Origin of the sequence: Sorangium aterium (genome assembly GCF_028368935.1) — a bacterium.
In the GTDB taxonomy this organism is placed as follows: Bacteria; Myxococcota_A; Polyangia; order Polyangiales; family Polyangiaceae; genus Sorangium; species Sorangium atrum.
On record NZ_JAQNDK010000004.1, the window covers coordinates 161,450 to 183,170 of the forward strand.

The window sequence follows — 21,721 nt, forward strand, 5'->3', positions numbered from 1 at the left end:
ACGAAGCAGCGGGCGGCGATGGCGCCGTCCTCTGCCTCTGATTTTGCGATGGAGGCACACCGTCCATGAACGTTCTCCGGTCCCACAAGGCCTGGCTCGCACCGCTGCTGGCCGGGCTCGCTGCGCTTGCGCTGCTGCTCAGCGGCGGGCTCGCCAGCGCCAGTGAATCCGATCTGATCCTCCCCGACCTAGGCACCCAGTCCTTCGGCGGCGTCGACGGCCGCACGCTCCTCATGGGCGGCATCGGCGTCTGCGCGCTCGGGTTCGTGTTCGGGCTCGTCATCTACTCGCAGCTCAACAAGCTCCCGGTCCACCGCTCGATGCGGGAGATCTCGGAGCTCATCTACGAGACCTGCAAGACGTACCTGGTCACGCAGTTCAAGTTCATCCTTGTCCTCGAGATCCTGATCGGCGCGGTCATGGTTCTCTACTTCGGCGTGCTGCGTCACATGGATGCCGCGAAGGTCGTGGTCATCCTGCTGAGCAGCCTCGTCGGCATCGCCGGCAGCTGCGGCGTCGCGTGGTTCGGCATGCGCATCAACACCTTCGCGAACTCGCGCGCCGCGTTCGCGAGCCTCAAGGGCAAGCCGTTCCCGACGTACGCGATCCCGCTCAAGGCCGGGATGAGCATCGGCGCGGTCCTCATCAGCACCGAGCTCATGCTCATGCTGATGATCCTGCTCTTCATCCCCGCCGACTACGCCGGCCCGTGCTTCATCGGCTTCGCCATCGGCGAGTCGCTCGGCGCCTCCGCGCTCCGCATCGCGGGCGGCATCTTCACGAAGATCGCCGACATCGGCTCGGACCTCATGAAGATCGTCTTCAACATCAAGGAAGACGACGCGCGCAACCCGGGCGTCATCGCCGACTGCACCGGCGACAACGCCGGCGACTCGGTCGGCCCGAGCGCCGACGGCTTCGAGACGTACGGCGTCACCGGCGTCGCGCTCATCTCGTTCATCCTCCTCGCCGTCCCCGACACGGCCGTCCAGGTCCAGCTGCTCGTCTGGATCTTCGTGATGCGCATCGTGATGGTCCTCGCGAGCATCGGCTCGTACCTGCTCAACGAGGCGATCGCGAAGGCGTCCTACGCCGACGCCGACAAGATGAACTTCGAGGCCCCCCTGACGCGCCTCGTCTGGCTGACCTCGATCGTGTCGGTCGCGCTCACCTACGCCGTGTCGGCGTTCATGATCCCGAACCTCGGCGGCGACACGACGCTCTGGTGGAAGCTCTCGTCGATCATCACCTGCGGCACCCTGGCGGGCGCCATCATCCCGGAGATGATCAAGATCTTCACCTCGACCGAGTCGCGCCACGTCCGCGAGGTCGTGACCGCGTCGCGCGAGGGCGGCGCCTCGCTGAACGTGCTGTCGGGCCTGACCGCCGGCAACTTCAGCGCGTACTGGATGGGCATCGTCCTGGTCGTGCTGATGGGCATCTCGTACTACTTCTCCGCCCAGGGCCTCGGGCAGCTCATGATCGCCGAGAGCGTCTTCGCCTTCGGCCTCGTGGCGTTCGGCTTCCTCGGCATGGGCCCGGTGACCATCGCGGTCGACTCCTACGGCCCGGTGACCGACAACGCGCAGTCGGTCTACGAGCTCTCGCTCATCGAGAACGTCCCGAACGTCGAGGCTGAGCTGAAGAAGGATTTCGGCTTCACCCCGAACTTCGACAAGGCGAAGCACTACCTCGAGGAGAACGACGGCGCGGGCAACACCTTCAAGGCGACGGCCAAGCCGGTGCTCATCGGGACGGCGGTCGTCGGATCGACGACGCTGATCTTCTCCATCATCGTCGTGCTCACGAACAAGCTGACGTCGAACGTGGACAAGCTCTCGCTGCTCCACCCGCCGTTCCTGCTCGGCCTCGTGACGGGCGGCGCGATCATCTACTGGTTCACCGGCGCGTCGACCCAGGCGGTCTCGACCGGCGCTTACCGCGCTGTCGAGTTCATCAAGGCGAACATCCGCCTCGAGGGCGTGGAGAAGGCCTCGATCACCGACAGCAAGAAGGTGGTCGAGATCTGCACGCAGTACGCGCAGCGGGGGATGTTCAACATCTTCCTCGGCGTCTTCTTCTCGACGCTCGCCTTCGCCTGCCTCGAGCCGTTCTTCTTCATCGGCTACCTCATCAGCATCGCGCTCTTCGGGCTCTATCAGGCGATCTTCATGGCGAACGCCGGCGGCGCCTGGGACAACGCGAAGAAGCTCGTCGAGGTGGAGCTGAAGGAGAAGGGCACGCCGCTCCACGCGGCGACGGTCGTCGGCGACACCGTGGGCGACCCCTTCAAGGACACCTCGTCCGTCGCGATGAACCCCATCATCAAGTTCACGACGCTGTTCGGCCTCCTCGCGGTCGAGCTGGCGATCGAGATCGACCGCGGGACGAGCCTCGTGCTCGCGGCCATCTTCTTCGTGCTCTCGATGGTGTTCGTGTACCGCTCCTTCTACGGGATGCGGATCAAGTCGGACGAGAAGACGACCGCCGCTGCCGGCGCTCGCGCCACGGCCTGAGCCGGGCGTCTCCTCTCGCGCTCGGCGCTCCCTGCGCCCCGGCGCTCCCCTCACACACGCTGACCTCCCCCGCCGCCCGACGCCGCTCCGCGGTCGACGGCGCGCGGGGGGAGGGCCTTGCGCCCAGCGCGCCCGCACTATAGTGACCCTTCATGCGAGCGCTCTGCCCCACCTGCGGCTTCCATCACGAGGTAGTCCGGGTCCTCGAAGACGGACACGGCGAGCAGCGCAAGGACGTCTATCAGGTAGAGCCGCTCCTCGGCTGTGAGCGCACCTGGATCTCGGACAAGGAGCTGCTCGAAGCGCGCGCGCGCTTCGGTCAAGACGTCGTCGTGCCCGATGAGGACGACGAGTAGCGCGGCGACGACGAACGCGCGGTGACGACAACCGCGCGGCGATGGCGAGCAGCGCGGCGCCGCCGGTCCTCTGAGGGCATCTTCGCCGTGGCGTCCGCGCGTGGTCGCCGGTCGTGCGGTGCTCATGACACGCCTGCTCGAGGGTCGGGCGGTCTCTGACAACAACTCGTCGCGTGAGGGGCATTGGGGCGCCACCGTCGCCAGGCATCGTCTGCGGCCATTACCCGGCGGAGACGAGGAAATGATGACGAGGCGGACCCTGAGGACGGCGTTGCTTCTGGTGCTCGCAGGCGGCCTTGCCGCGATCGGGAGCGGTTGCGGCGAGGATGGCGCGAAGGGCGCGCCCGGTGAACAGGGCGCACCGGGCAAGGACGGCGCGAACGGTGAGCAGGGGAAGCCCGGTGAGCAGGGTGAGCAGGGTGAACCCGGGGCGCCCGGTGAGCCTGGAGCGCCCGGTGAACCTGGGGCGCCCGGTGAGCCTGGGGCGCCAGGTGAGCCCGGGGCGCCCGGTGAGCCTGGGGCGCCTGGTGAGCCCGGAGCACCCGGCGAGCCCGGTGCGCCCGGCGAGGATGCGCCGGTGTGGAGCAGCGCCGGGAACCTCGCGGACTACGTGAGGGAGCGCGTCGCGCTGTTCGCCACCGGCACCTTGCCCGAGGGCGAGCAGTTCCCGCTCCGCGCGGCCGCGACCGACACCATCCGTGCGCTCGCCGGCGTGCGCTCCGACATCGTGGTGACCTGGCTCGATCCGCTGACCTTCAGCACCGCGCCGGACGCGCCCCGCTTCGGCGCCAACAACGATTACACCGCGTTCTTCGGCGAAGGGTGGGCCGCCACCGCGGGGGACGCGCCGCAGTGGAACGGCTCCGCCATGGCCGGGTGGCTCTGGGTCAACCACGAGTACGTCTCCGGGCGAAGCCCGACGGTCAGCTCCGCGCCGACGGGGCAGCACCTCACGCTGGCCCGGCACCTGCGCAAGCTCGGCGTCCTCACGAACGACGTCGAGTCGAACGTCTGGTCGCAGGCGGACGTCGACACCTATATCCGCTGGGAAAAGAAGGAGGTCGGCGGCTCCTGGCTCCGGACCGTGCAGGACCCGGCGACGGGCGCGTGGTCGGTCGACCGGAGCGCGACCGCCGTGCGCTACGACGCGACGAGCAAGACGCTGAGCCGCCTCGCGGGGCACGAGCTCTCGAGCCCGGGTCACGACGACGCGACCGGCGCGGCGCTCGCGGGCGGGCTCGTGGCCGGCATCATGGGCGACTGCGCCGGCGGGCAGACGCCGTGGGGCACGGTGATCACCGCCGAGGAGAACGTGCAGGACTATTACGGTGATCTCGAGGCGAGCTGGTCCGGAGATCAGCGGTTCCTCACCGGCCGGGGCTTCGACCCGGGCGCGCCCGTGAGCCCGGTCTTCGAGGCGAGCACCAGCGCGGAGTTCGGGCGCATCTCCGATCCGAACGGCCGGCAGCCGCGCGACCACTACGGCTACCTCACCGAGATCGACCCGGGGCAGCCCGCGGGCGAGTACGACGGCAAGACGCAGCCGGGCACGGGCCACAAGAAGTTCGGCTTCATGGGCCGCGCCCGCTGGGAGGCCGCGACGTTCGCTGTCGACGACGCGTGGAAGCTCGTGCCGGGCCGGCCGATCGTTGTCTACGGGACCGACGATCGCCGCGGCGGCCGCATCTACAAGTACGTGACCAGCGGCAACTACACGGCCGGGATGACGCGGGCGGCGATCCGCGCGCTGCTCGACGAGGGCAAGCTCTACGCGGCGCACATGGCAGGGCTCGACAACACGACCGGCAACACCCTTGTCGCGACCCACGCGGCCCCGACCGAGGCGGCCCCGGGCACGGGGCAGTGGATCGAGCTCTCCGTCGACAGCGCCGCCCTCGCGCCGAACGCGGCCGCGCTCGGCGCGCCGGCCAAGACCGTCGGCGACGCGCTGCGCGACGTGAGCTGGAACCGGATCGGCGGCTTCCAGACCGATTATGACGTCTGGCGCGCGCTGTTCACGGCGAGCAACAAGGTCGGGATCATGGAGCTGAACCGGCCCGAGGACATCGAGTGGAACCCGCGCGACCCGAGCGGCAAGCCGCGCATCTACGTGGCGTTCACCAACCACACAGGGCAGACGTCGCTCGATCAGGGCGGCGCTGTCTACGATCCGGCGACCCACGCGACCCAGTCCCCGAAGCGCGCGGACGCGGTGGGCTCGATCTTCTCCCTGGAGGAGTCCGACCCCGAGAACCCGGGCGCGTCGACCGAGTTCCTGTACTTCGAGGTGTGGCACGGCTCGAAGGGGCAGGGCGACTTCGACGCCTCCTGCCCTGACAACCTGCTCCTCGACCGCGATGGCGGCGTGTGGTTCGGCACCGACGGCAACTTCGGCGTGGCCTCCCACGCGGACGCCTTCTACTACCTCGATCTCGACCCCGCCCACCGCGCGGGCCAGCCGGGCGTGACCCAGCCGAGCTTCGGCAAGGCGTTCCGCGTCGTGGCGCTGCCGAGCGACGCGGAGGCGACCGGCCCGTCCTTCACGCCCGACATGGGCACGATCTTCATGTCGGTGCAGCACCCCGGCGAGAACGCCTACAGCACGTGGCCGAAGGGCGACGCCTCCCTGTCGAGCGTGATCGCGGTCACCTTCCTGCCCGAGTGATCTCCGCCATGCCCGCTCGCCGCGCGCGCCTGCTGTCCGCGCCCCTGGCCTTCGCGGCGGTGTCCGCCGTCCTCGCAGCGGGCGCGCGCTGCGGCGGGGGCGGCTACGACCCGCTCGCCACCGCGGCCGCGCGCGCAGGCGACGCGGGCAACCCCGAGGCGTCGATCCCGCCGATGTGTTACGCGACCACGGCCAGCGGCGCGAACGGCTGCTGGACGTGCCACACGATCGGGATCGGACCGAACACGCTCGCCGATCACGAGCTCCAGCGCGAAACCACGTTCTCGGACGCCGCCCGGAAGAACCCCTGGACGAACCTGCTCGAGGACCTCTCGGCCGCCGCCGCCCGGACGAGCGACGCGGAGATCCTCGAGTACATCCGGGAGGACAACTACGCGCCGCTGCGCGAGGCGCTCGCCGCGCGCCGGGATTACCCGGGCTACGTGCCGGATCTCGACCTCGGGGCCGGGCTCGACGAGGAGGGCTTCGCGCGTGACGGGAGCGGCTTCCGCGCGGTCCGCTACAAGCCGTTCCCCGGCAGCTTCTGGCCCACGAACGGCAGCGCCGGCGACGTGTTCCTCCGGCTGCCTGCCGCGTTCCGCGAGGACGCCTCGGGCGCGCCGTCGCGCGAGGTGTACAAGCTGAACCTCGCGCTGCTCGAGGCGGCGATCGCGTCGCCGTCGCCCCTGGCGAGGGAGGGCGCGGCCGGGCCCGCCGACGCGGCCGCCGGGCGGGAGGTGGAGCCGGTGAGCGAGCTCCTCGCCGGCGTCGATCTCGACGGCGACGGCGCGCTCGAGCCCGCGGTGACGCGGATCGTCCGCCTGCCCGCGCGGTACGCCGGCGGGGCGGCCGGTATCCCGGTGCGGGCGTGGCTCTACCCGCGCGGGGCGGAGCTCCTGCACTCGGTGCGGTACCTCGACCCGGATCGCCCGGCGCTGCTCGCCGCGCGGATGAAGGAGCTGCGCCACGCGCGCAAGGTCGACGAGCCGGACGACTGGGCCATCGCGCGCGCGTACGAGCGCGAGGCGGAAGAGAAGGACGAGGGGCAGCCGCCGTTCCACCCGGGCGGGCCGGAGGTCGGCCTGCGCAACGCGTTCGGCTGGCAGATCCAGGCGTTCATCGAGGACGAGCAGGGCCGGCTGCGGCTGCAGACGGCGGAGGAGCACCGGGCGTGCATGGGCTGCCACGGCGCGGTGGGGGTGACGGTCGATCACACCTTCTCGCTGGCGCGCAAGGTGCCCGGCGCCGCCGGATGGCGGCACCAGGACCTGCGCGGCATGCCCGACGTGCCGCAGGCCGGCCACGCGGAGCCGGAGGTGCTGACCTACCTGCGCCGCGCCCGCGGGGCCGACGACTACCGCGGGAACGCGGAGATGCTCGCCCGCTTCTTCCCGGGCGGCGCGCTCGACGAGGCGGAGGTGCGGCGCGGCGCGCCCGGCGGCGACCGCGATCTCGCGTACCTCGTGGCGCCGTCGCGCGAGCGGGCCCTCCTGCTGGACAAGGCCTACCGCGCCCTGGTGCGAGCGCAGCGCTTCGAGGCAGGGCGGGATGTGGCGCTCGGGCCCGCGACGGGCATCCTGCGCGTCGTGGAGGGCGAGTCGACGGGCCTCGGCGAGGCGCAGCGCGTGTACCTCGACGGCAGGGTCCACCTCGCCTGGTGAGGCCTGGGGCGCGGGCGCGAAGAGGGCGGAGCGACGCGCAGCGGGAAGGCGAAAAACCGCCAAGGCGCCAAGGCGCAAAAAAGAGAGAAGAATGAGTGAGCGCTGCTGGGCGCACGGCGACGCGCCGAAGCACGGAAATGTGCTGTCCGTGCAAGACGACGCCCGGAGCTGAGAGAGGCTCTATCTCTCTCCTTGCGCCTTTGCGTTTTTTTCTTCTTCTCTTCTCGGGTTGGCTCGTTCGTTTCTTTATAAGCTTTCGTAACTGCTCATCTTTTAGATCTTTGCCCCACCTCCGGCGAGCGCTCCCACCCCGGCGCGCTATGGTGGCGCCCCTTTGTCGAGCCGGTGACCCCTTGAGCCTTGCTTCCGCCCCTCTCGCCGCGGACAGCACGCGGTCCGAGCTGCGCGTCCTGGCGCGCCTTGCGCTGCCGATCGCGGTGGCGCAGGCGGGGCTCATCGCGATGGCGCTCGTCGACGTCGCGATCGTGGGGCGCGTCTCGGTGAACGAGCTCGCCTCCTGCGCGATGGGGAGGACCCTCGTCCACACGAGCAACGCGCTCGGGACCGGCGTCTCGGCCGCTGTCGATCCGCTCGCGTCGCAGGCGATCGGCGCCGGTCGCCCGGGGCTGGCGTGGGCGGCGCTGCGCGCGACCCTGCGCGCGAGCCTGCCCGTCAGCGCCGTCGCGTTCGGGGCCGCGCTCGCGGCGACCTTCGCGCTCGCGCCCATGGGCGTCGATCCGGCGCTCGTCCCCGGCGTGCGCCGGTACATCCTCGGCCACGCGCTGTGGATCTTCCTCTGGCCGGTGTTCCTCGCCGGGAAAAACTTCCTCCAGGCCCACGGCGCGACGCGGCCCGCGCTCGTCGCCGTCATCGCGGCGAACGCGGTCAACGTCGTGGCCTGCAACCTGATGGTCCGCGGCGACGAGGCGCTGCGCTGGGTGGGCCTTCCGCCGCTCGGCCTGCCGCAGCTCGGCGCGCTCGGCGCGGGGCTCGCCGCGAGCCTCGCCAGCGCGGTGCTGTCGTCGATCGTGCTCTTCTCCGCGCGGCGCCGGCGCGCGGCGCCCCGCGAGGAGGAGGGCGCGGTGCCGGTGGCGGCGGTCTATCGGCTCGGCGTGCCGATAGGGCTGCAGCTCCTCGCCGAGGTCGGCGTGTTCGGGATGACGGCGCTGCTCGCCGGGCGGCTCGGCGCGACCGTGGTCTCGGCGCACCAGATCGCCATCGGGCTCGCCTCCTTCACGTTCATGGGCGCCATCGGCGTCGGCGGCGCCACCGCCGTCCGCGTGGGGCACGCGGTCGGCGCGGGCCGGTCGCCGCTGCGCCCCGGCGTGCTCGGGCTCCTGCTCGGCGCCGGCCTCATGTGCGTGAGCGCCTCGACGTACGCCGCGTTCCCTCGCGCCCTCATCGGCGCGTTCACCCCGGACGCCGACGTCCTCGCCATCGGCGTCCCGCTGCTCCGCATCGCCGCGCTCTTCCAGCTGTTCGACGGGGTCCAGGCGGTCGCCGCCGGCGCGCTGCGCGGGGCGGGCGACGTGCGGTTCCCGTTCTGGGCCAACCTCGGAGCCCACTGGGCCTTCGGCCTGCCGCTGTCGATCGGGCTCGCCTTCGGGCTCGACCTCGGCGTCCGCGGGCTCTGGTTCGGGCTCACCGCAGGGCTCATCGCCGTCGCGGCGGGGCTCTCGGCGCGCTTCGTCCGGCTGGCCCGCGCGCCGGTGACGCGGGCGCTGCCGCACGCCGGGTGACATGCGCGCTCCGTTGGTTGGCTGGGCGCGCGGCGCCGGCGCCTCGGGCGAGGCGCCCGGCCGGCCCGCGCACGCTCAGTTGGGGGCGAGCGGCCCCGGCGTCTCGGGCGGCTGGTCGGCGAGCGGCCGGTTGCGCCCGTCGACGCGGAGCACGCGCGGCGTGTGCCGCCGCGCCTCGGCATCGTCCATGTCCGCGAACGTCGCGATGATCACGAGGTCGCCGGGCTGATTGAGGTGCGCCGCCGCGCCGTTGATGCACACGACGCCCGAGCCGCGCGCCCCCGCCAGCGCATAGGTGGTGAGCCGGGAGCCGCGCGTCACGTTCCAGATGTCGACCGCCTCGTAGGGCAGGATGTCGGCGGCCTCCAGGAGGTCGGCGTCGATCGTGACGCTGCCCTCGTAGTGCAGATCCGCGTCGGTCACGGTCGCGCGGTGGATCTTGCTCTTGAACATCCGTCGGTTCATGCGTGATGCCCTCTGCCCTTCCCGACCAGGGACGGCGGCGCGCGCCGCAGGCCCGCGGGCGAGGCGGGCCTCCCCCGCCAGGGAAAGGACGGGCTACCTCATGCGCGCAGGCGTCGGTCAGTCAAGGAACAATCGCTGCCGCAGGAGCCGGCCACCTGCCAGGTGGACGGCGTTCTCATCGGGCAGCGGGTCGTCTGGGCCCGGCAGCGCGTCGGGGTGGCCGACCACGAGGACGACCTCGCAGGGGCCCTCGGCGACGTCCCGGAACAGCTCCTCGCGCGTGCCCGAGATGCGCCCGCCGCCGGCGCCGTCCAGCGCGACCTGCACGGACCACGGGCGTGCGCTCCCGCCCTGCACAAGGAAGGCCCTTACCGCGACCGGCGCTGGCACGCGCGTGCCGGGCGAGAGCGCCATCGTGAGCCTTTCGCCCCTGCCGACGTGGCGCGGGGTGCCCGGCCCGCGGTCGCCCTGCTGTTGGCCGTCGCCGAGGGTCGTCGCGAGCGTGTAGTCGGGGAGCGGGGCGGCGCCCGGCGCGAACGGCGCGGGCCGCAGCGCGAGCAGCGACACGAGCGCCGCCGACACGACCCAGCCGACCACGCCCACGGCCGCCCGGGCCCGCGCCGCCGGAGCCGTCCGCCGCGCGGTCCGCCGCTCGACCGCCAGCTCGGGGTACGGCAGGCCCTTGCGCGGCGGCCTGGCGATGGCGTCCGCGCCGTCCTGCGCGCGCTGGGCAGGCTGCCCAGGCGCCGCGCTCGAGCGCGGATCCCCCGGCGGCTCCGATGTCCCGGGCGGCACCGATTCGCCGTCGATCGCGCGACACACCGGCGCGTCCGTGGTGGACGGCGCGCTCGTCCCGCTGAGCGAGTCGGCATCCGCGCCCAGCGGCGAGGCGTCGGCGACGTCGCTCGCCTCCTCCGCGTCGCAGTCCCACTCCTCGGGGCACCGGAAGCGGATCCCGGACTTCCGATCGACCGCTGGACGCGCCAGCGGAGACGGCGCGGGCGCACCGCCGCGCGGCTCCCGGAGCTGGGCGAGGAGCTGGTCGGCGAGCCGGGCGCGCGTCTCGTCGTCGAGGGGCGGCCGGACTTCGCGCGCCTCGCGCTCGGCGCTCGAGCGCGCCGCGGTGTCCGCGGCGTCTCCCGGAGCGTTCTGCGCGTCCTCCGGGCGCGTCTCTTCGGCGAGCCTGCGCCAGCGCGGATCGGTCGTCGGATCCCGCTGTGCGATGCGCGTGAGGGCGCGCAGCAGCTCGTCGTCGTCCATCAACAGCTCCCCGCGTCGAGCCGCGCGGTACCGCGCTCGAACCGCCGGCACCGGCTCAGGAGCGCCGGCGCAGCAGGGGGGACCGGGAGGGGAGGGCGCCGCTCGCCGAGCGTCAGGGTAGTCACCCCGTCGCTCAGATTCGCCTCGTGGATCAGCGCGAGCGGCCGCTCGGGCATCTGATTCCCTTCCCCTGGGGATCGAAGAACCCCAGTTTGCTATTCACGTTATCCGGTTCTCACCGCGCCCGTCAATGGAGCTCGGGCGCTCCCGGGGGCCTTCTGCCTCCAGCGCTTCTCGGCGTGATTGTGAACGTAAACATGGTCGATGACGACACGCGATCGCGTTGCGGACGGCGCTGAAATTTTCTCACCATCACGTCTATTTTTTCGGTTTGGCCGCGTTGGTCGCGTTGGTCGCGTTGGTCGCCCCAGGCGCGGTTGCATCGGTTGCGCTGGACGCCTCGGCCGCCTTGGTTGCGTCGGCCGTCAAGACGCGCACGGTGTCACCGACAATCTCCAGCGCCGCTGGTTTTCCGCCGTAATGCGACGCCATGCCGACGTCGATCCGCCAGATCTTGTCGCCGCAGGCCGACGTGACGCCGTGCCTCTGGACCGTGTGGCCCACGACCATGCGCTTCGCGGACATCGCCGCGAGGGTCTGGTCCAGCGCCGCGCAGGGGGGCGACCCCGGGCTCGGCGGCGGCTCGATTGAGTAGAGGCGCGCCCACACCGGGCTGTCCTCGGCCGCGATCACGGCCGGCGTGGAGGGGCTCTTGCCCTCCATCCACGCGCGCACCTCGCGGTTGATCCGCGCGATGCCGTAGCGCGTGTGGGCCGGGAGCACGCCGCCGTGCGTGAAGACGGTGTCTCCGACCGCGATGATCACGTCGCGCGCCGCGAGCTTCTTGGCGTAGGGACCGCCGGGGACGAACGCGGCGGCGCGGGCTCGCGCGGGGGGCGGCACCGGCGTGAGGCGAGGGCCCGACGTGTCGAGCCCCGGCACGTCCTCGAAGTCCTTGAAGCCGCCCTCGGTGACGTAGCGGAAATCGAGCTGGACGTTCATCACCTCGTGGTTGCCGTTCAGCGCGTACACGGCGCCGCCGGCGGCGCGCGCCTCGACGGCGAGGCGATCGAAGAGGTCGACGATCTCCTGCTCGCCGTCGCCGCGGTCGATCTCGTCGCCCGTCTGCACGAGCACGAGCTTGCCGCCGATCCAGCGATCCGCGCCGTCGATCGCGCCCGCGATCCGCAGGGCCGCGCGCGTCGCCGCGAGGTCGCCGTGGACGTCGCCGATGGCGACCACGCGTTCGGCGGCCGGGTAGGCGTAGGAGCGATCCGCGTCGGGCGGCGGCGAGGCCGTGGCTTCGGCGGAGCGCGAGGGCGGAGACGAGGCGGCGGCGGCCGGGCCGTGCGCCGTCGAGGCCGGTCGGTCGGCGTCGCAGCCCGCGGCGAGCAGTACGGCGAGCAGCGCGGTGAGGCGGGGAGCGGCTGACATCGGACGCGATCCTCCAGGGGATGATCGGGGGTGTACCATGGCGAGCGGTGGGCGCGCCGCGGCGGCGCCTCGACGCGCGCGATCAGGCCGGGAGCTTGGCGGAGAGGAAGGACTTCAGCTTGATCAGGTTCTTCGCGTCACGGCTGAAGCTCGGGGCGGTGTAGCTCGATGCCCAGCCGGTGATCTCGTGCATGAACGAGGTGCGGACCTGCTCGTCGCCGAGGATGTCGTCGACGGTGCGGCCGCGCGCGGCGCCCTTCTCCAGCGAGCGCACGTAGCCCTTGAGCCGGGCGTAGTCGCCGCCGAGCAGCTCGGCGATGAGCTCCGCGTCGCGGGCGAGCCGCGCGAGGGCCGGCGCCTGGTCGCGCAGCTCCGGGCTCTCCGCCGCGGCGAAGGACGCGGCGACGCGCAGCACGAAGGCGTCGTCGAGGAAGCCGAGATCCTCGATGCCGTCCGGGATGAGGTCGAGCGACTTGAAGAGGTAGTTGAGGCCCCCCGCGAGCGAGCGGCGCGTGGCCTCCGGGCTGTCCGGCGAGGCGAGCAGGCCCGCAAGATCCGTGGCGTCCGAGGCGAGGCTGCGCAGCCACTCGGGGAACGTGTCGAGACAGCGGTCGTCGAGATCGGTCATGGGATCCTCCCGGCGGGAGCCGGAGGGTAGTCCGACCGGCGCGGCGCCGTCCATGCCATCGATGCAGGCGAAGGCGCTCGGCGCCGCTTCGGGCGCGGGCGCCGGGCGCTGCGACCGGGACGTCCTTGGCAGCGCGAGCGCACGTCGCCGGCGCGAGCGCGCGTCGATCGGGGCTGCCGCGGGAGAGCGCGCGCACCGCGCGGCGCGCGCTCTCTCCCGCGGCAGCCCCGCGATCATTGGTGCGTAAACCCGTACCCGACGAGCTCCGTGACGCTCGAGCTCGCGCGCACGCTCACCTGGATGCGCTCCGACGCGCTCTTCGAGGCCTCGGCCGCCCCGGCGACGCAAGCGAGCGCGTGAGCTCCCACGTCGCCCACGAGCCGCGGGAGCGCGGCGCCGACCTGGACCACCGTCTGGGCGTCGCCGAGGAGCCGGTGGCCGAGCGCCTTCTGGGCGTGCAGCAATGCCGGCAGGTTGGCCTGCAGCGTCGCCGCGAGCCGCGCGGCCATCTCGCCGCCCTGCACCACGCGCGTCTGGACCAGCGTGGGCGTGCAGGCCGCGTGGACGGCCGCGTACGCGCGGCAGCTCGCCTCGCACTCGGCGTCGCCGCTCGGGGGCCACTCGATCCAGGAGCACTGCGGCGCCTGCCAGGTGCCCGCGCAGCGCTCGTGGCACGTGTCGTCGCAGCCGCCGTCGCACTTGCCGTCGCACTGCCCCACGCAGCGGCCCTGCGCGTCGTAGGCGGAGCACTGCCCCCCCCAGCACTGCCCGGTGCAGCGCCCGTCGCACGGCCCGTAGCAGCGGCCCTGGCAGTAGCCGGAGAGCTGCGTGGGCTCGCAGTACACCACGATATCCTCTGGGGTCAGCTCCACGTTGCACGAGCCGCTGCACCGCGCGCCGCTCGGCTCGCAGTCCGGCTGCATCAGCGTGACCCCCACCCCGGCGTCCTGGAGGAAGATGGCGTCGAGCGCCGCCGAGACCGGGCCGCAGGCGCCGCTGGCCTGGCCCCCCACCTCGTCGCGCGGCGCCATCTGCGCGGGGGGTACCCCGAGATCCGCGCCCATCCGGCGGCACGCGTCGGCCACCTGCGCCTCGATGACGACCGACACGACCGCCATGTCCTTGGCGGCCTGCACGAACGTCCTCACCTTCGCGTTCGCCCGGGCGTCCGCGGTGAGCTGGGCCCCGAGGACGTCGCCCGGGCTGCGCAGCTCGGGGCAGGAGGCCTCGCCGGCGCCCTCGACGTGCGCGAGGTTCGCGGCGAGCTGGGCCCGGAGGACGTCGCCCTGGCAGCGCAGCTCGGGGCAGGAGGCATCGGCGGCGCCCTCGACGTGCGGGAGCTCGGCGCAGCTCGGGCCGGCGATGGACGCGAAGAGCGCGAGGGCGAGAAGCCCCCGCGCCGACCGAGCGCCTTCCCTGCGCATGCGTGGCGTTTACCACGATCGCGCGGGCCGCGCGCGGCGGCCTCCGGCTACGGGCGCGCGCCGCCGGCCGCGCTCGCGCTCTTCGCATCCATCGCCGGCCGCCAGCCGAGGATGCGCAGCGCGTTCTGCGAGAAGATCTTCACGACGTCCTCGCGCGACATGCCGCGCTGCCTGAGCCGCGCGGCGAGCGACGGCAGCGCCGACGCGTCGCCGAGCCCCCTCGGCGGGACGATGCCGCCGTCGAAATCCGAGCCGATCGCGACGTGATCGACGCCGGCCACGCGGACCATGTGATCGACCTGCGCGACCACGTCGTCGACGTCCGCCTCGTTCGTGCCGTTCACGAAGGGGGCGTGGAAGTTGAGCCCCGCGACCCCGCCGCTCCGCGCGATGAGCCGCAGCTGCTCGTCCGTCAGGTTGCGCGGCCGGTTCGCCACAGCGCGCGCGTTCGAGTGGGTCGCGACGATCGGCGCGCCGTGCGCCGCGGCGATCGGGACGAGATCCGCGAACGCGGCGTCCGAGATGTGCGAGACGTCGATCAGGGCGCCCTGCTCGTAGACGCGCTCGCAGAACCGCTTGCCGAGCTCGGTCAGCCCGTACGCCGCCGGCTCGCCGGTCGCGGACGACGAGAGCCGCGAGTTCTTCGCGTGGTTCGGGCTGATGAGCCGCACGCCGCGCGCGATGAAGCGGTCGATCTGCGCGATGTCCGCCGCGAACGCGCCGGCCCCCTCGATCGAGAGGAAGGTGCTGATCTTCCCCGGCTCGGCCCGCGCCGCGCCGAGCGGGAGGAACACCGGGTTCGCGGCGATGATCGCCTCGATCGTCGCGAGGACCGCGCTGGCGTCCTCGATCTGCGGGCCCTCGGGGCGCGCCTGGTCGGGCAGGTAGATCGGCAGCACGATGCCGAGATAGTGGCCCGCGACGAGTGTCTCCCTGCGGGCGTGGCCTTCGCCGAGGCGCCTGTCGCGCCCCTTGAAGTGGACCTGCCAGGGCACGTCGACGTGCAGATCGACGACCGGCACGGGGGGCTCCGCGGGCGGGTCGCCGAGCGTGGGCTGCGGCGCGCCCAGGGCGCCGGCGGCGCAGGTGACGGCGAGCAGGGCGCGGATGCGGGCGCTTCCGTTCATGCGCTCACCGGCTCACCAGCACGCCGAGCGCGAAGCCGACCCCGAGGCACACGAGCCCGATGAGCCCCACGAGCCACCAGGCAGCGCCCTCCGAGCCACCTCCCTCGGCAGCCAGGGGGACCTCCACGACCCGCACGTCGTAGTGGCCGCCCGTGAGCGTCGGCACGCCGGCGGGCTGCTGCGCGCTGATGTGGGTTGGCCTGTTGGTTACCGAGAAGGTCGCCGTGGGCGCCACCGACGGGGACGCCTGGACCGGCGGCGCTGACATGCGCGGCGGGGGCACCGTCGGGATCCTGGACCCGACCGGCGGCACGCTCTGCACCGGCTGCGTCACGTTCTGCGGCGGCAGCGCCATGTTCTGCGGCGGCAGCGCCATGTTCTGCGGCGGCTGCGTCGCGCTCGGGAGCGGCTGCGGCGGCGGCAGCGAGGGCAGCTGGTGCGTCAGCGCGGGCGACGCCGGCGCATCGGGCCGCGCGCTGGGCGTCGTGATGCCCGTGCGATGCGCGATGGCGCCCAGCGTCTGCGCCATCTCCTCGGCCGTCTGGAAGCGCCCCGCCACGTCCTTGGAGAGGGCGCGCTGGAAGAAGAGGCCCCAGGCCGCGAGGTGGGGCGCGACCTGCTCGATCGGGCGCACCTCCTTCGCGAGCACGGCGGTGAGCCGCGCGAACTCGTTCTCGGCAGGAAACGGCTGCGTCGCCGTGAGCATCTCGTAGAAGATGATGCCGACGCTCCAGAGATCGGCGCGCGCGTCGACGCCCTGCGCGTTCTTGATCTGCTCGGGGCTCATGTAGCCGGGCGTCCCGAGGAGCGTGCCGGCGCGGGTCTTCAGGCCCATTCCGCCGGCCGCGTCCATCACCTTCGCGATGCCGAAGTCGAGCACCTTCACGCGGAAGCCCCCGCGCGGATCGCGGATGAGGAACAGGTTCTCCGGCTTCAGATCGCGGTGGATCACCCTGTGGCTGTGCGCCGCCATGAGCGCCTGGAGCACCTCGTGGATGATCGGCACGGCCTGCTGCGGCGGGATCGGGTTGCCCGCGTCGATGTAGGCGGAGAGCGGGACGCCCTGCAGGAGCTCCATGACGAGGTAGGGCGTGCCGTCCTCGGCGCGGGTCGCCTCGAAGACCGAGGCGATGTTCTGGTGGGCGAATCCCCTCGTCGCCTCGGCCTCGGCGAAGAACCGGTGGAGGACCTGCTCCTCCTGCGTGAACTCGGGGTGGAGCACCTTGATCGCCCGCTTGCCCTCGCCGCGCAGGCTCTCGGCCTCGTAGACCGCGCCCATGCCCCCCTCGCCGAGGAGACGCACGATCCGGAAGCGCCCGTTGAGCACGGCGCCCACGAGCTGATGGGAAGGGCTCGATGGGTCGATCACACGCGGACTCTACCAAAGCTTCACCGCGGCCCGCTCGCCGAAACCTCGGCGGCGCGCGGCTTCCGCCGGCGCTTCGGCGCGCGGCTTCCGCCAGCGCGGGTCAGGGCGCGGCGTTCGCCACGGCCGAGCGCGCGGCCGGGCTCGCGGGGAGCGGCGTCCGCAGGGCCTCGCCCGGCTGAGCGCCGGCGTAGAGGAGCTCGTAGACGGCGAGGCTCGTCATCACGCGCTTCGTGTAGAGCCGCGTCTCCTCGTACGGGATGCGCTCGACCCACAGGTCGAAGCTCTGCGAGGGGCGCTCCGCGATCCATCGCTTCGGCGCGCCGCCCCCCGCGTTGTAGGCGGGGATCGCCAGCAGCGGGTTGTCCGAGAACTGGCCGCGCAGCTCCGAGAGGTAACGGCAGCCGAGCGCGATGTTGACCTCGGGGCGCTTCAGCGCGTCGGCGCTCCACGGCAGCCCGAGCGGCTTGGCCACCCGCTTCGCGGTCGGCACGATGAGCTGCATCAGCCCGAACGCTTGAGCCGGCGAGGCCACCCTCGGGTCGAAGGCCGACTCCTCGCGCATGATCGCGTAGGCGAGGGCCTCTGGGATCCCGCTCCGCTTGGTCTCCGCGGTGACGACGTCCACGAAGGGGCGCGGAAAGGCGAGCTCCCACGCGCCGCGCCAGCGCCCGACCGGGTAGTGATCGACCCACTCGCCCGCGAGCTCGACGGCCGTCGGCGCCGCCATGGCGGTGCGCAGGATGCTGTACGACTGCGGCAGCGCGCCCGCGCGCGCCAGCAGGAACGCCGAGGCCCACATCACCTCGCGCGGCGCCGTCTTGCCCCCGACGCCGAGCAGGTCGAGCTCGCGCCGCGCGAGCCTCGCTTCCCCCTGGCGCGCGAGCTCGACCGCGCGCGTGAAGGCGGGCTGCGCGAAGAGCGGGCTCCTGAGCTCGGTGTACGGCGCGCTCGCGTCGCGCTCCAGGGCCGCGGACAGGGCGCGCTGGGCGGCGGCCGGGTCCACGTCGGCGAGCCGCGCGTGGGAGAGCGCCATGTAGAAAGAGAGCGGGTAGTCGCGGATCACCTGCTCGAGCAGCGCCTTCCCCTTGTCGGGCGAGCCCGTCTCGATGTGGGCGCGCCCGAGGTAATAGGGGAGCCTGCCGGCGGCGTGGTACGCGCGCTCGTGCGGGAACCGCTCGAGCGCGCGCTCGAGCGGCCTGACCGCGCCCGCCCAGTCGCCGCGCTCCATCTCGAAGAGCGCGAGCTCGAACAGGCCGTCGGCGACCATGTCGCCCGACGGGTAGTCGTCGGGCATGGCGGTGAGCAGCTGCACGAACTGCGCCTGGTCCCCGAGCCCGAGCAGCGCGCGCGCGCCGAGGTAGCGCGCGTCGTCGGCGAGCCGGTGATCCGGGTATTCCTTCTCGAGCAGCGCGAAGCGCGCGGCCGCCTCGGCGTGCCGATCGACGCGGAGCGACGCGCGCCCGGCGTTGTAGAGGGTCTCGGGCCGCCGCGGGGCGGGCGGTCCGCTCGCGGGGGCGGGCGTCACGCCTGCGGCGGCGGGCGTCACGCCTGCGGCGGTGGGCGCGCTCGCACCTGCAGCGGCGGGCGCAGCCGGCCCGCAGCGCTCGATCGCCGTGCCGAAGAGGTCGGCGGCCTCGGCCCGCCGCCGGAGGCGCCCGAGCGCCTCGCCGCGCGCGGCGAACGCGTCGCAGGCGAAGGCCGAGGGCGCCTGCGCCTCGGGGAGGGCGATCAGCGCGTCGGTGACGGCGAGCGCTTCCTTGTCCTGGCGCGAGGCGAGCAAGGCGCGCGCGCGGGCGAGCAGATCGGCGGGGCCCAGATCGAGGAACGGCTTGCGCTGCGCGAACGGCAGCGTCGACAGGGCCTGGTCCTGGATCTCCTTCGCCTCCCCGGCGCCGGCGCCGCCCGGCGCCTCGTCGATGACGCGCCGGGCGACGCGGACCGCCTCCTCGGCGTGCTCTTCGCTCGGGTGGCGGAGCAGCGCGCGCGCGAAGCGGAGCGCCTCGGGCACCCACGTCGACGCCGGCAAGCTGCGGGAGAGGTACGCGCGCCAGCGCGCGGCCGCGCCCTCGATGTCGCCCTTGTCGGCGAGCGCGCCGGCGACGACCCGATCGAGCTCGTCGGCGATCGCGACGTCCGACGCGACGGCGCGCGCGCGCTCGAGCGCCGCGTCAGGCTGCCCCGCCCTGGCCAGGAGATCGGCCGCCGCGAACCTCGCGTGATCCGCGAGCGGCCCGCCCGCCGCCGCGGCGGCGTCGTACTCCTTCGCGGCGCCCAGGGGATCGCCCGCGAGGGCGCGCAGCCGCCCGAGCTGGTAGCGGAACGCCGCCGCGTCCGCGGGCGACAGGGGCGCCGAGAGCGCCTGGGCCATCGCCGCGGCCGCGCCTGCGTACGCCTCCTGCTCGACGAGCTTCTGCACCTGCGCGAGCCGCGGGTCATCGAGCACGAGGGTGAGGCGCTCGGGGTCGAACGCCGGCGCCTCGCCCGGCGTGCCCGGGACGACGGGCCCCGGCGGCGCTGCGCTCGGCGAGGCCGCCGGCTGCGGGCAGAGCGGCGGGCAGGCCGTCGCCCCGCGCTGCGCGGCGGGCGCGCCGGCGCACGAGGCGCCGAGCGAGGCGGTCAGCGCGAGCGTGGTGGCCAGCACGAGCGCGGCGGCCCCGGAGCGGGCATCCAGCCTGAACATGCCTGCACCATACTCCGGATCGCGCGGTCGCACAGCGTATCGAGGCGAGCGGCGCGCCGGGGAGCCGCCGGAGCGCCCTCTCGTGAGCTGGCGCGCCGGCGTTCGGACGTGAGAAAAGTGGGCGTGGCGGGCGCGGCGTTACTGGGCCGCGTCGCAGGCGAGGTAGACCCGGATGGCCTCGATCGTGTCGTCGGAGAGCTTCGAGCCGATGGGCATCCCGTCCCCGCCATTCGCCCCGCCGATCCGGATCTCCGCGAGGATCTCCGCCGCCTCGGCCCTGACGCTGGCGGCGTCGTCGACGTTGACGTCTTCCGGAGCGCCGATGCGCGACGCGCCCTCCGAGCTCGACAAATGACAGGGCGCGCACTGGGTCTGGAGCGCCTGGTAGCCCGTATCCGCCTGCGCGGCCGAGTCCGGCGGACATTCACCGAGCGGCGATCCCCCGGAGGTGTCGCCCCCGCCGTCATCACCGCCGCAACCTTGGAGAGCGCCAATGACGAAGGGCGCGAAGCAGAGCAAAAGCATCGTACGAACGGGCATCAAAGCACCTCAACAGCTTGTTAGGGGAAGGGGAGCGAGCCGGAGTCGAGCCTCCAGCCATGCAGGCCGGCCGGGCGCTGCGCGCCGATGGTGCCTGGGGCCGCGCACCGGGTCAACAAAGACGGATCGGTGTGAACGGAAAGAAACCAGGGTCGTCCGAGGGGGGCAACCTTGTACAAGTTCGAGGCGCCGCGGGTCGCCCGAGGGGGCAACCTTGTACAAGTTCGAGGCGCCATGGGGATCCATGCATCGACGATGAGGCAGCCTTCGCTCCACGGCCTGTGGGTCTCCCGCTCGCCGATGCGCCGCTCTTTCGCGAGCGGCGTCCTCGCGTCGCTCGCAGAGCGACCGGGCGCAGTATCCCGGAGGTCACGGGCTGGTGCTCGAGCCGATCTCGAACGCGCGCGCTGACGCGGCGCTCGCTCTGGGCAGCTCGAACCAAAAGAGGCTCCCTTTGCCCACGACCGTGCGGAGCCCCACGCGGCCGCCGTGCGCCTCTGTCAAGCGTTTGACGGTGGCGAGTCCCAGGCCGAGCCCCGGCACTCGAGCGCCTTGCGCTCGGACATGGGGCTCGAACACCATCTGCTCGAGGGCCGGCGCGATGCCGGGCCCGGTGTCCTCCACCTCGATCCGCACAGCATCTCTCTCGTCGAGCACCCGGATCACGACGCGACAGACCGCCGCGTCGCCGAGGTACTTGAGCGCGTTGCGGATCAGGTTGGCGAGGATGCTGGTCAGCACGCCGGGGCTCGCGGCCACCGCGCACGGAGCGAAGGGCTCGACGCAGAGCTCCGCGCCGAGCTCTGCCGCGGCAGGGACGAGCTCGGCCATGAGATCGTCGACGACGGGGCGCACCTCGGCGCGCGCGCCTGGCTCCGGCCTCGCGCCCGCGCGAGCGAACTCCAGGAGTCCGTCGGTCATGCGCTTGACTCGCATGATGGCCTGCCGGCCCCGTTCGAGCGCCTTGCGCGCCGGTTCTCCCTCACCGTACCGCCGCAGGGCGAGATCGAGCGCGAGCGCGACCGCGCCGAGGGGGCTCAGCACGTCGTGCGCGACCCGGCCGGCGAACTGCTCGAGCTCATCCGCTCGACGCTCCAGGAGCACGCCCTGCTGCCAGAGCAGCCTCACATGGCGCCGGATCTGCACGGCGGCCGCCGCGCAGGCCAGCACCGCGAACGTCACGCTCACCGTGTTGAGCACGAGCGCGATCCGACGAGAGCGGACACGGTTGGCTGCTATCTCGATCGCCAGATGACGTGCCTGCCGCGCGTTGAGCTCGATGCTGTCCATCACAGCCTCGCTCGTCGAATTGAAGTCCGCCCGCAGCGCGCCGTCCACGAGCTTGTTGGCCTCGTCCGGACGGCCGTTCGCCACCAGCGAGAGGGCCCGATCGGTGTCCAGATCGAGCTTGCCGAGCGCCTGCGCGACGGTCTGCCATTGCTTGAGCTCGCCCGGATAGACGGGCATGCCGAGGTAAACGTCGATGCTCCGGGATAGATTGTCGCGCGCCTCGTCGAGCTCGCGGCGGTCGCGCGGGCGGCCCAGCGCGGCGTCGTTGACAAGGTCGCTCAGGAGCGCCTGGGTATGCCTCAGCTCGGCGCGCGCGGCCGCCAGGGCCATGATGCTCGGCGTGGCGTTCTCCGCCAAGCTCATGGCCGCCTCGTCGATCTCGGTGGCCCGGTGCTCTGCGTAGCCAGCGGAGATCACGAAGCTCGCGATAGCCACGAAGAACGCCGCAAACAGCGGCAGCAGGATGGACGGCAGCCGATCGAGCATAAGAGAAGACTTCGACCTCGC

Annotated in this window: 16 protein-coding genes; 5 read left to right on the plus strand and 11 right to left on the minus strand. The window is 72.8% G+C overall.

Annotated elements, in window-relative coordinates; translation table 11 throughout:
* Positions 1-65: 65 nt before the first annotated feature.
* The 5 genes from POL72_RS31970 (at position 66) to POL72_RS31990 (ending at position 8,937) form a co-directional block, all read left to right on the plus strand.
* On the plus strand, positions 66-2,516 hold the full coding sequence (locus POL72_RS31970) for a sodium-translocating pyrophosphatase (RefSeq protein WP_272100272.1): 2,451 nt from the start codon (positions 66-68) through the stop codon (positions 2,514-2,516).
* A gap of 152 nt (positions 2,517-2,668) precedes the next feature.
* Positions 2,669-2,872 carry a hypothetical protein gene (locus tag POL72_RS31975; protein ID WP_272100273.1) on the plus strand — a complete coding sequence of 68 codons (204 nt, stop codon included), beginning with the start codon at positions 2,669-2,671 and terminating at the stop codon, positions 2,870-2,872.
* Between the two features lie 577 nt (positions 2,873-3,449).
* A complete protein-coding gene (locus POL72_RS31980; RefSeq protein WP_272100275.1) occupies positions 3,450-5,537 on the plus strand; it encodes a PhoX family protein in 2,088 nt (695 codons plus the stop codon).
* Positions 5,538-5,545: 8 nt separating this feature from the next.
* Positions 5,546-7,198, plus strand: coding sequence for an Aq_1262 family (lipo)protein (locus POL72_RS31985; RefSeq protein ID WP_272100277.1), 1,653 nt, complete (start codon positions 5,546-5,548; stop codon positions 7,196-7,198).
* Between the two features lie 353 nt (positions 7,199-7,551).
* Entirely contained in the window at positions 7,552-8,937 is a 1,386-nt protein-coding gene (locus POL72_RS31990) for an MATE family efflux transporter (RefSeq protein ID WP_272100279.1), read from the plus strand.
* A 75-nt stretch (positions 8,938-9,012) separates the two neighbouring features.
* Here the strand turns inward: POL72_RS31990 and panD are convergent, their stop codons facing one another.
* The 11 genes from panD to POL72_RS32045 all read right to left on the minus strand — a co-directional run bounded on the left by panD (position 9,013) and on the right by POL72_RS32045 (position 21,700).
* Complete coding sequence (gene panD, locus POL72_RS31995; RefSeq protein ID WP_272100281.1) at positions 9,013-9,402, minus strand: aspartate 1-decarboxylase; 390 nt, start codon at positions 9,400-9,402, stop codon at positions 9,013-9,015.
* 117 nt (positions 9,403-9,519) lie between these two features.
* Positions 9,520-10,662 carry a hypothetical protein gene (locus tag POL72_RS32000; protein ID WP_272100282.1) on the minus strand — a complete coding sequence of 381 codons (1,143 nt, stop codon included), beginning with the start codon at positions 10,660-10,662 and terminating at the stop codon, positions 9,520-9,522.
* A complete protein-coding gene (locus POL72_RS32005; RefSeq protein ID WP_272100284.1) occupies positions 10,662-10,838 on the minus strand; it encodes a hypothetical protein in 177 nt (58 codons plus the stop codon). Before POL72_RS32005 ends, POL72_RS32000 begins: the two co-directional genes overlap by 1 nt.
* Before the next feature lie 202 nt (positions 10,839-11,040).
* Complete coding sequence (locus POL72_RS32010; protein ID WP_272100285.1) at positions 11,041-12,156, minus strand: metallophosphoesterase; 1,116 nt, start codon at positions 12,154-12,156, stop codon at positions 11,041-11,043.
* Between the two features lie 82 nt (positions 12,157-12,238).
* A complete protein-coding gene (locus tag POL72_RS32015) occupies positions 12,239-12,784 on the minus strand; it encodes a DUF1232 domain-containing protein (RefSeq protein ID WP_272100287.1) in 546 nt (181 codons plus the stop codon).
* 233 nt (positions 12,785-13,017) lie between these two features.
* On the minus strand, positions 13,018-14,208 hold the full coding sequence (locus POL72_RS32020; protein ID WP_272100289.1) for a hypothetical protein: 1,191 nt from the start codon (positions 14,206-14,208) through the stop codon (positions 13,018-13,020).
* 47 nt (positions 14,209-14,255) lie between these two features.
* On the minus strand, positions 14,256-15,335 hold the full coding sequence (locus tag POL72_RS32025; protein WP_272100291.1) for a dipeptidase: 1,080 nt from the start codon (positions 15,333-15,335) through the stop codon (positions 14,256-14,258).
* Positions 15,336-15,339: 4 nt separating this feature from the next.
* A complete protein-coding gene (locus POL72_RS32030) occupies positions 15,340-16,704 on the minus strand; it encodes a serine/threonine-protein kinase (RefSeq protein WP_272100293.1) in 1,365 nt (454 codons plus the stop codon).
* A 100-nt stretch (positions 16,705-16,804) separates the two neighbouring features.
* Positions 16,805-19,384 (minus strand): transglycosylase SLT domain-containing protein, encoded by a 2,580-nt coding sequence (locus POL72_RS32035; protein ID WP_272100295.1) that lies wholly within the window; start codon positions 19,382-19,384, stop codon positions 16,805-16,807.
* A 138-nt stretch (positions 19,385-19,522) separates the two neighbouring features.
* Complete coding sequence (locus POL72_RS32040; protein ID WP_272100296.1) at positions 19,523-19,924, minus strand: c-type cytochrome; 402 nt, start codon at positions 19,922-19,924, stop codon at positions 19,523-19,525.
* A 369-nt stretch (positions 19,925-20,293) separates the two neighbouring features.
* Positions 20,294-21,700, minus strand: a complete 1,407-nt coding sequence (locus POL72_RS32045) for a sensor histidine kinase (RefSeq protein ID WP_272100299.1) — start codon at positions 21,698-21,700, stop codon at positions 20,294-20,296.
* Positions 21,701-21,721: the final 21 nt, after the last annotated feature.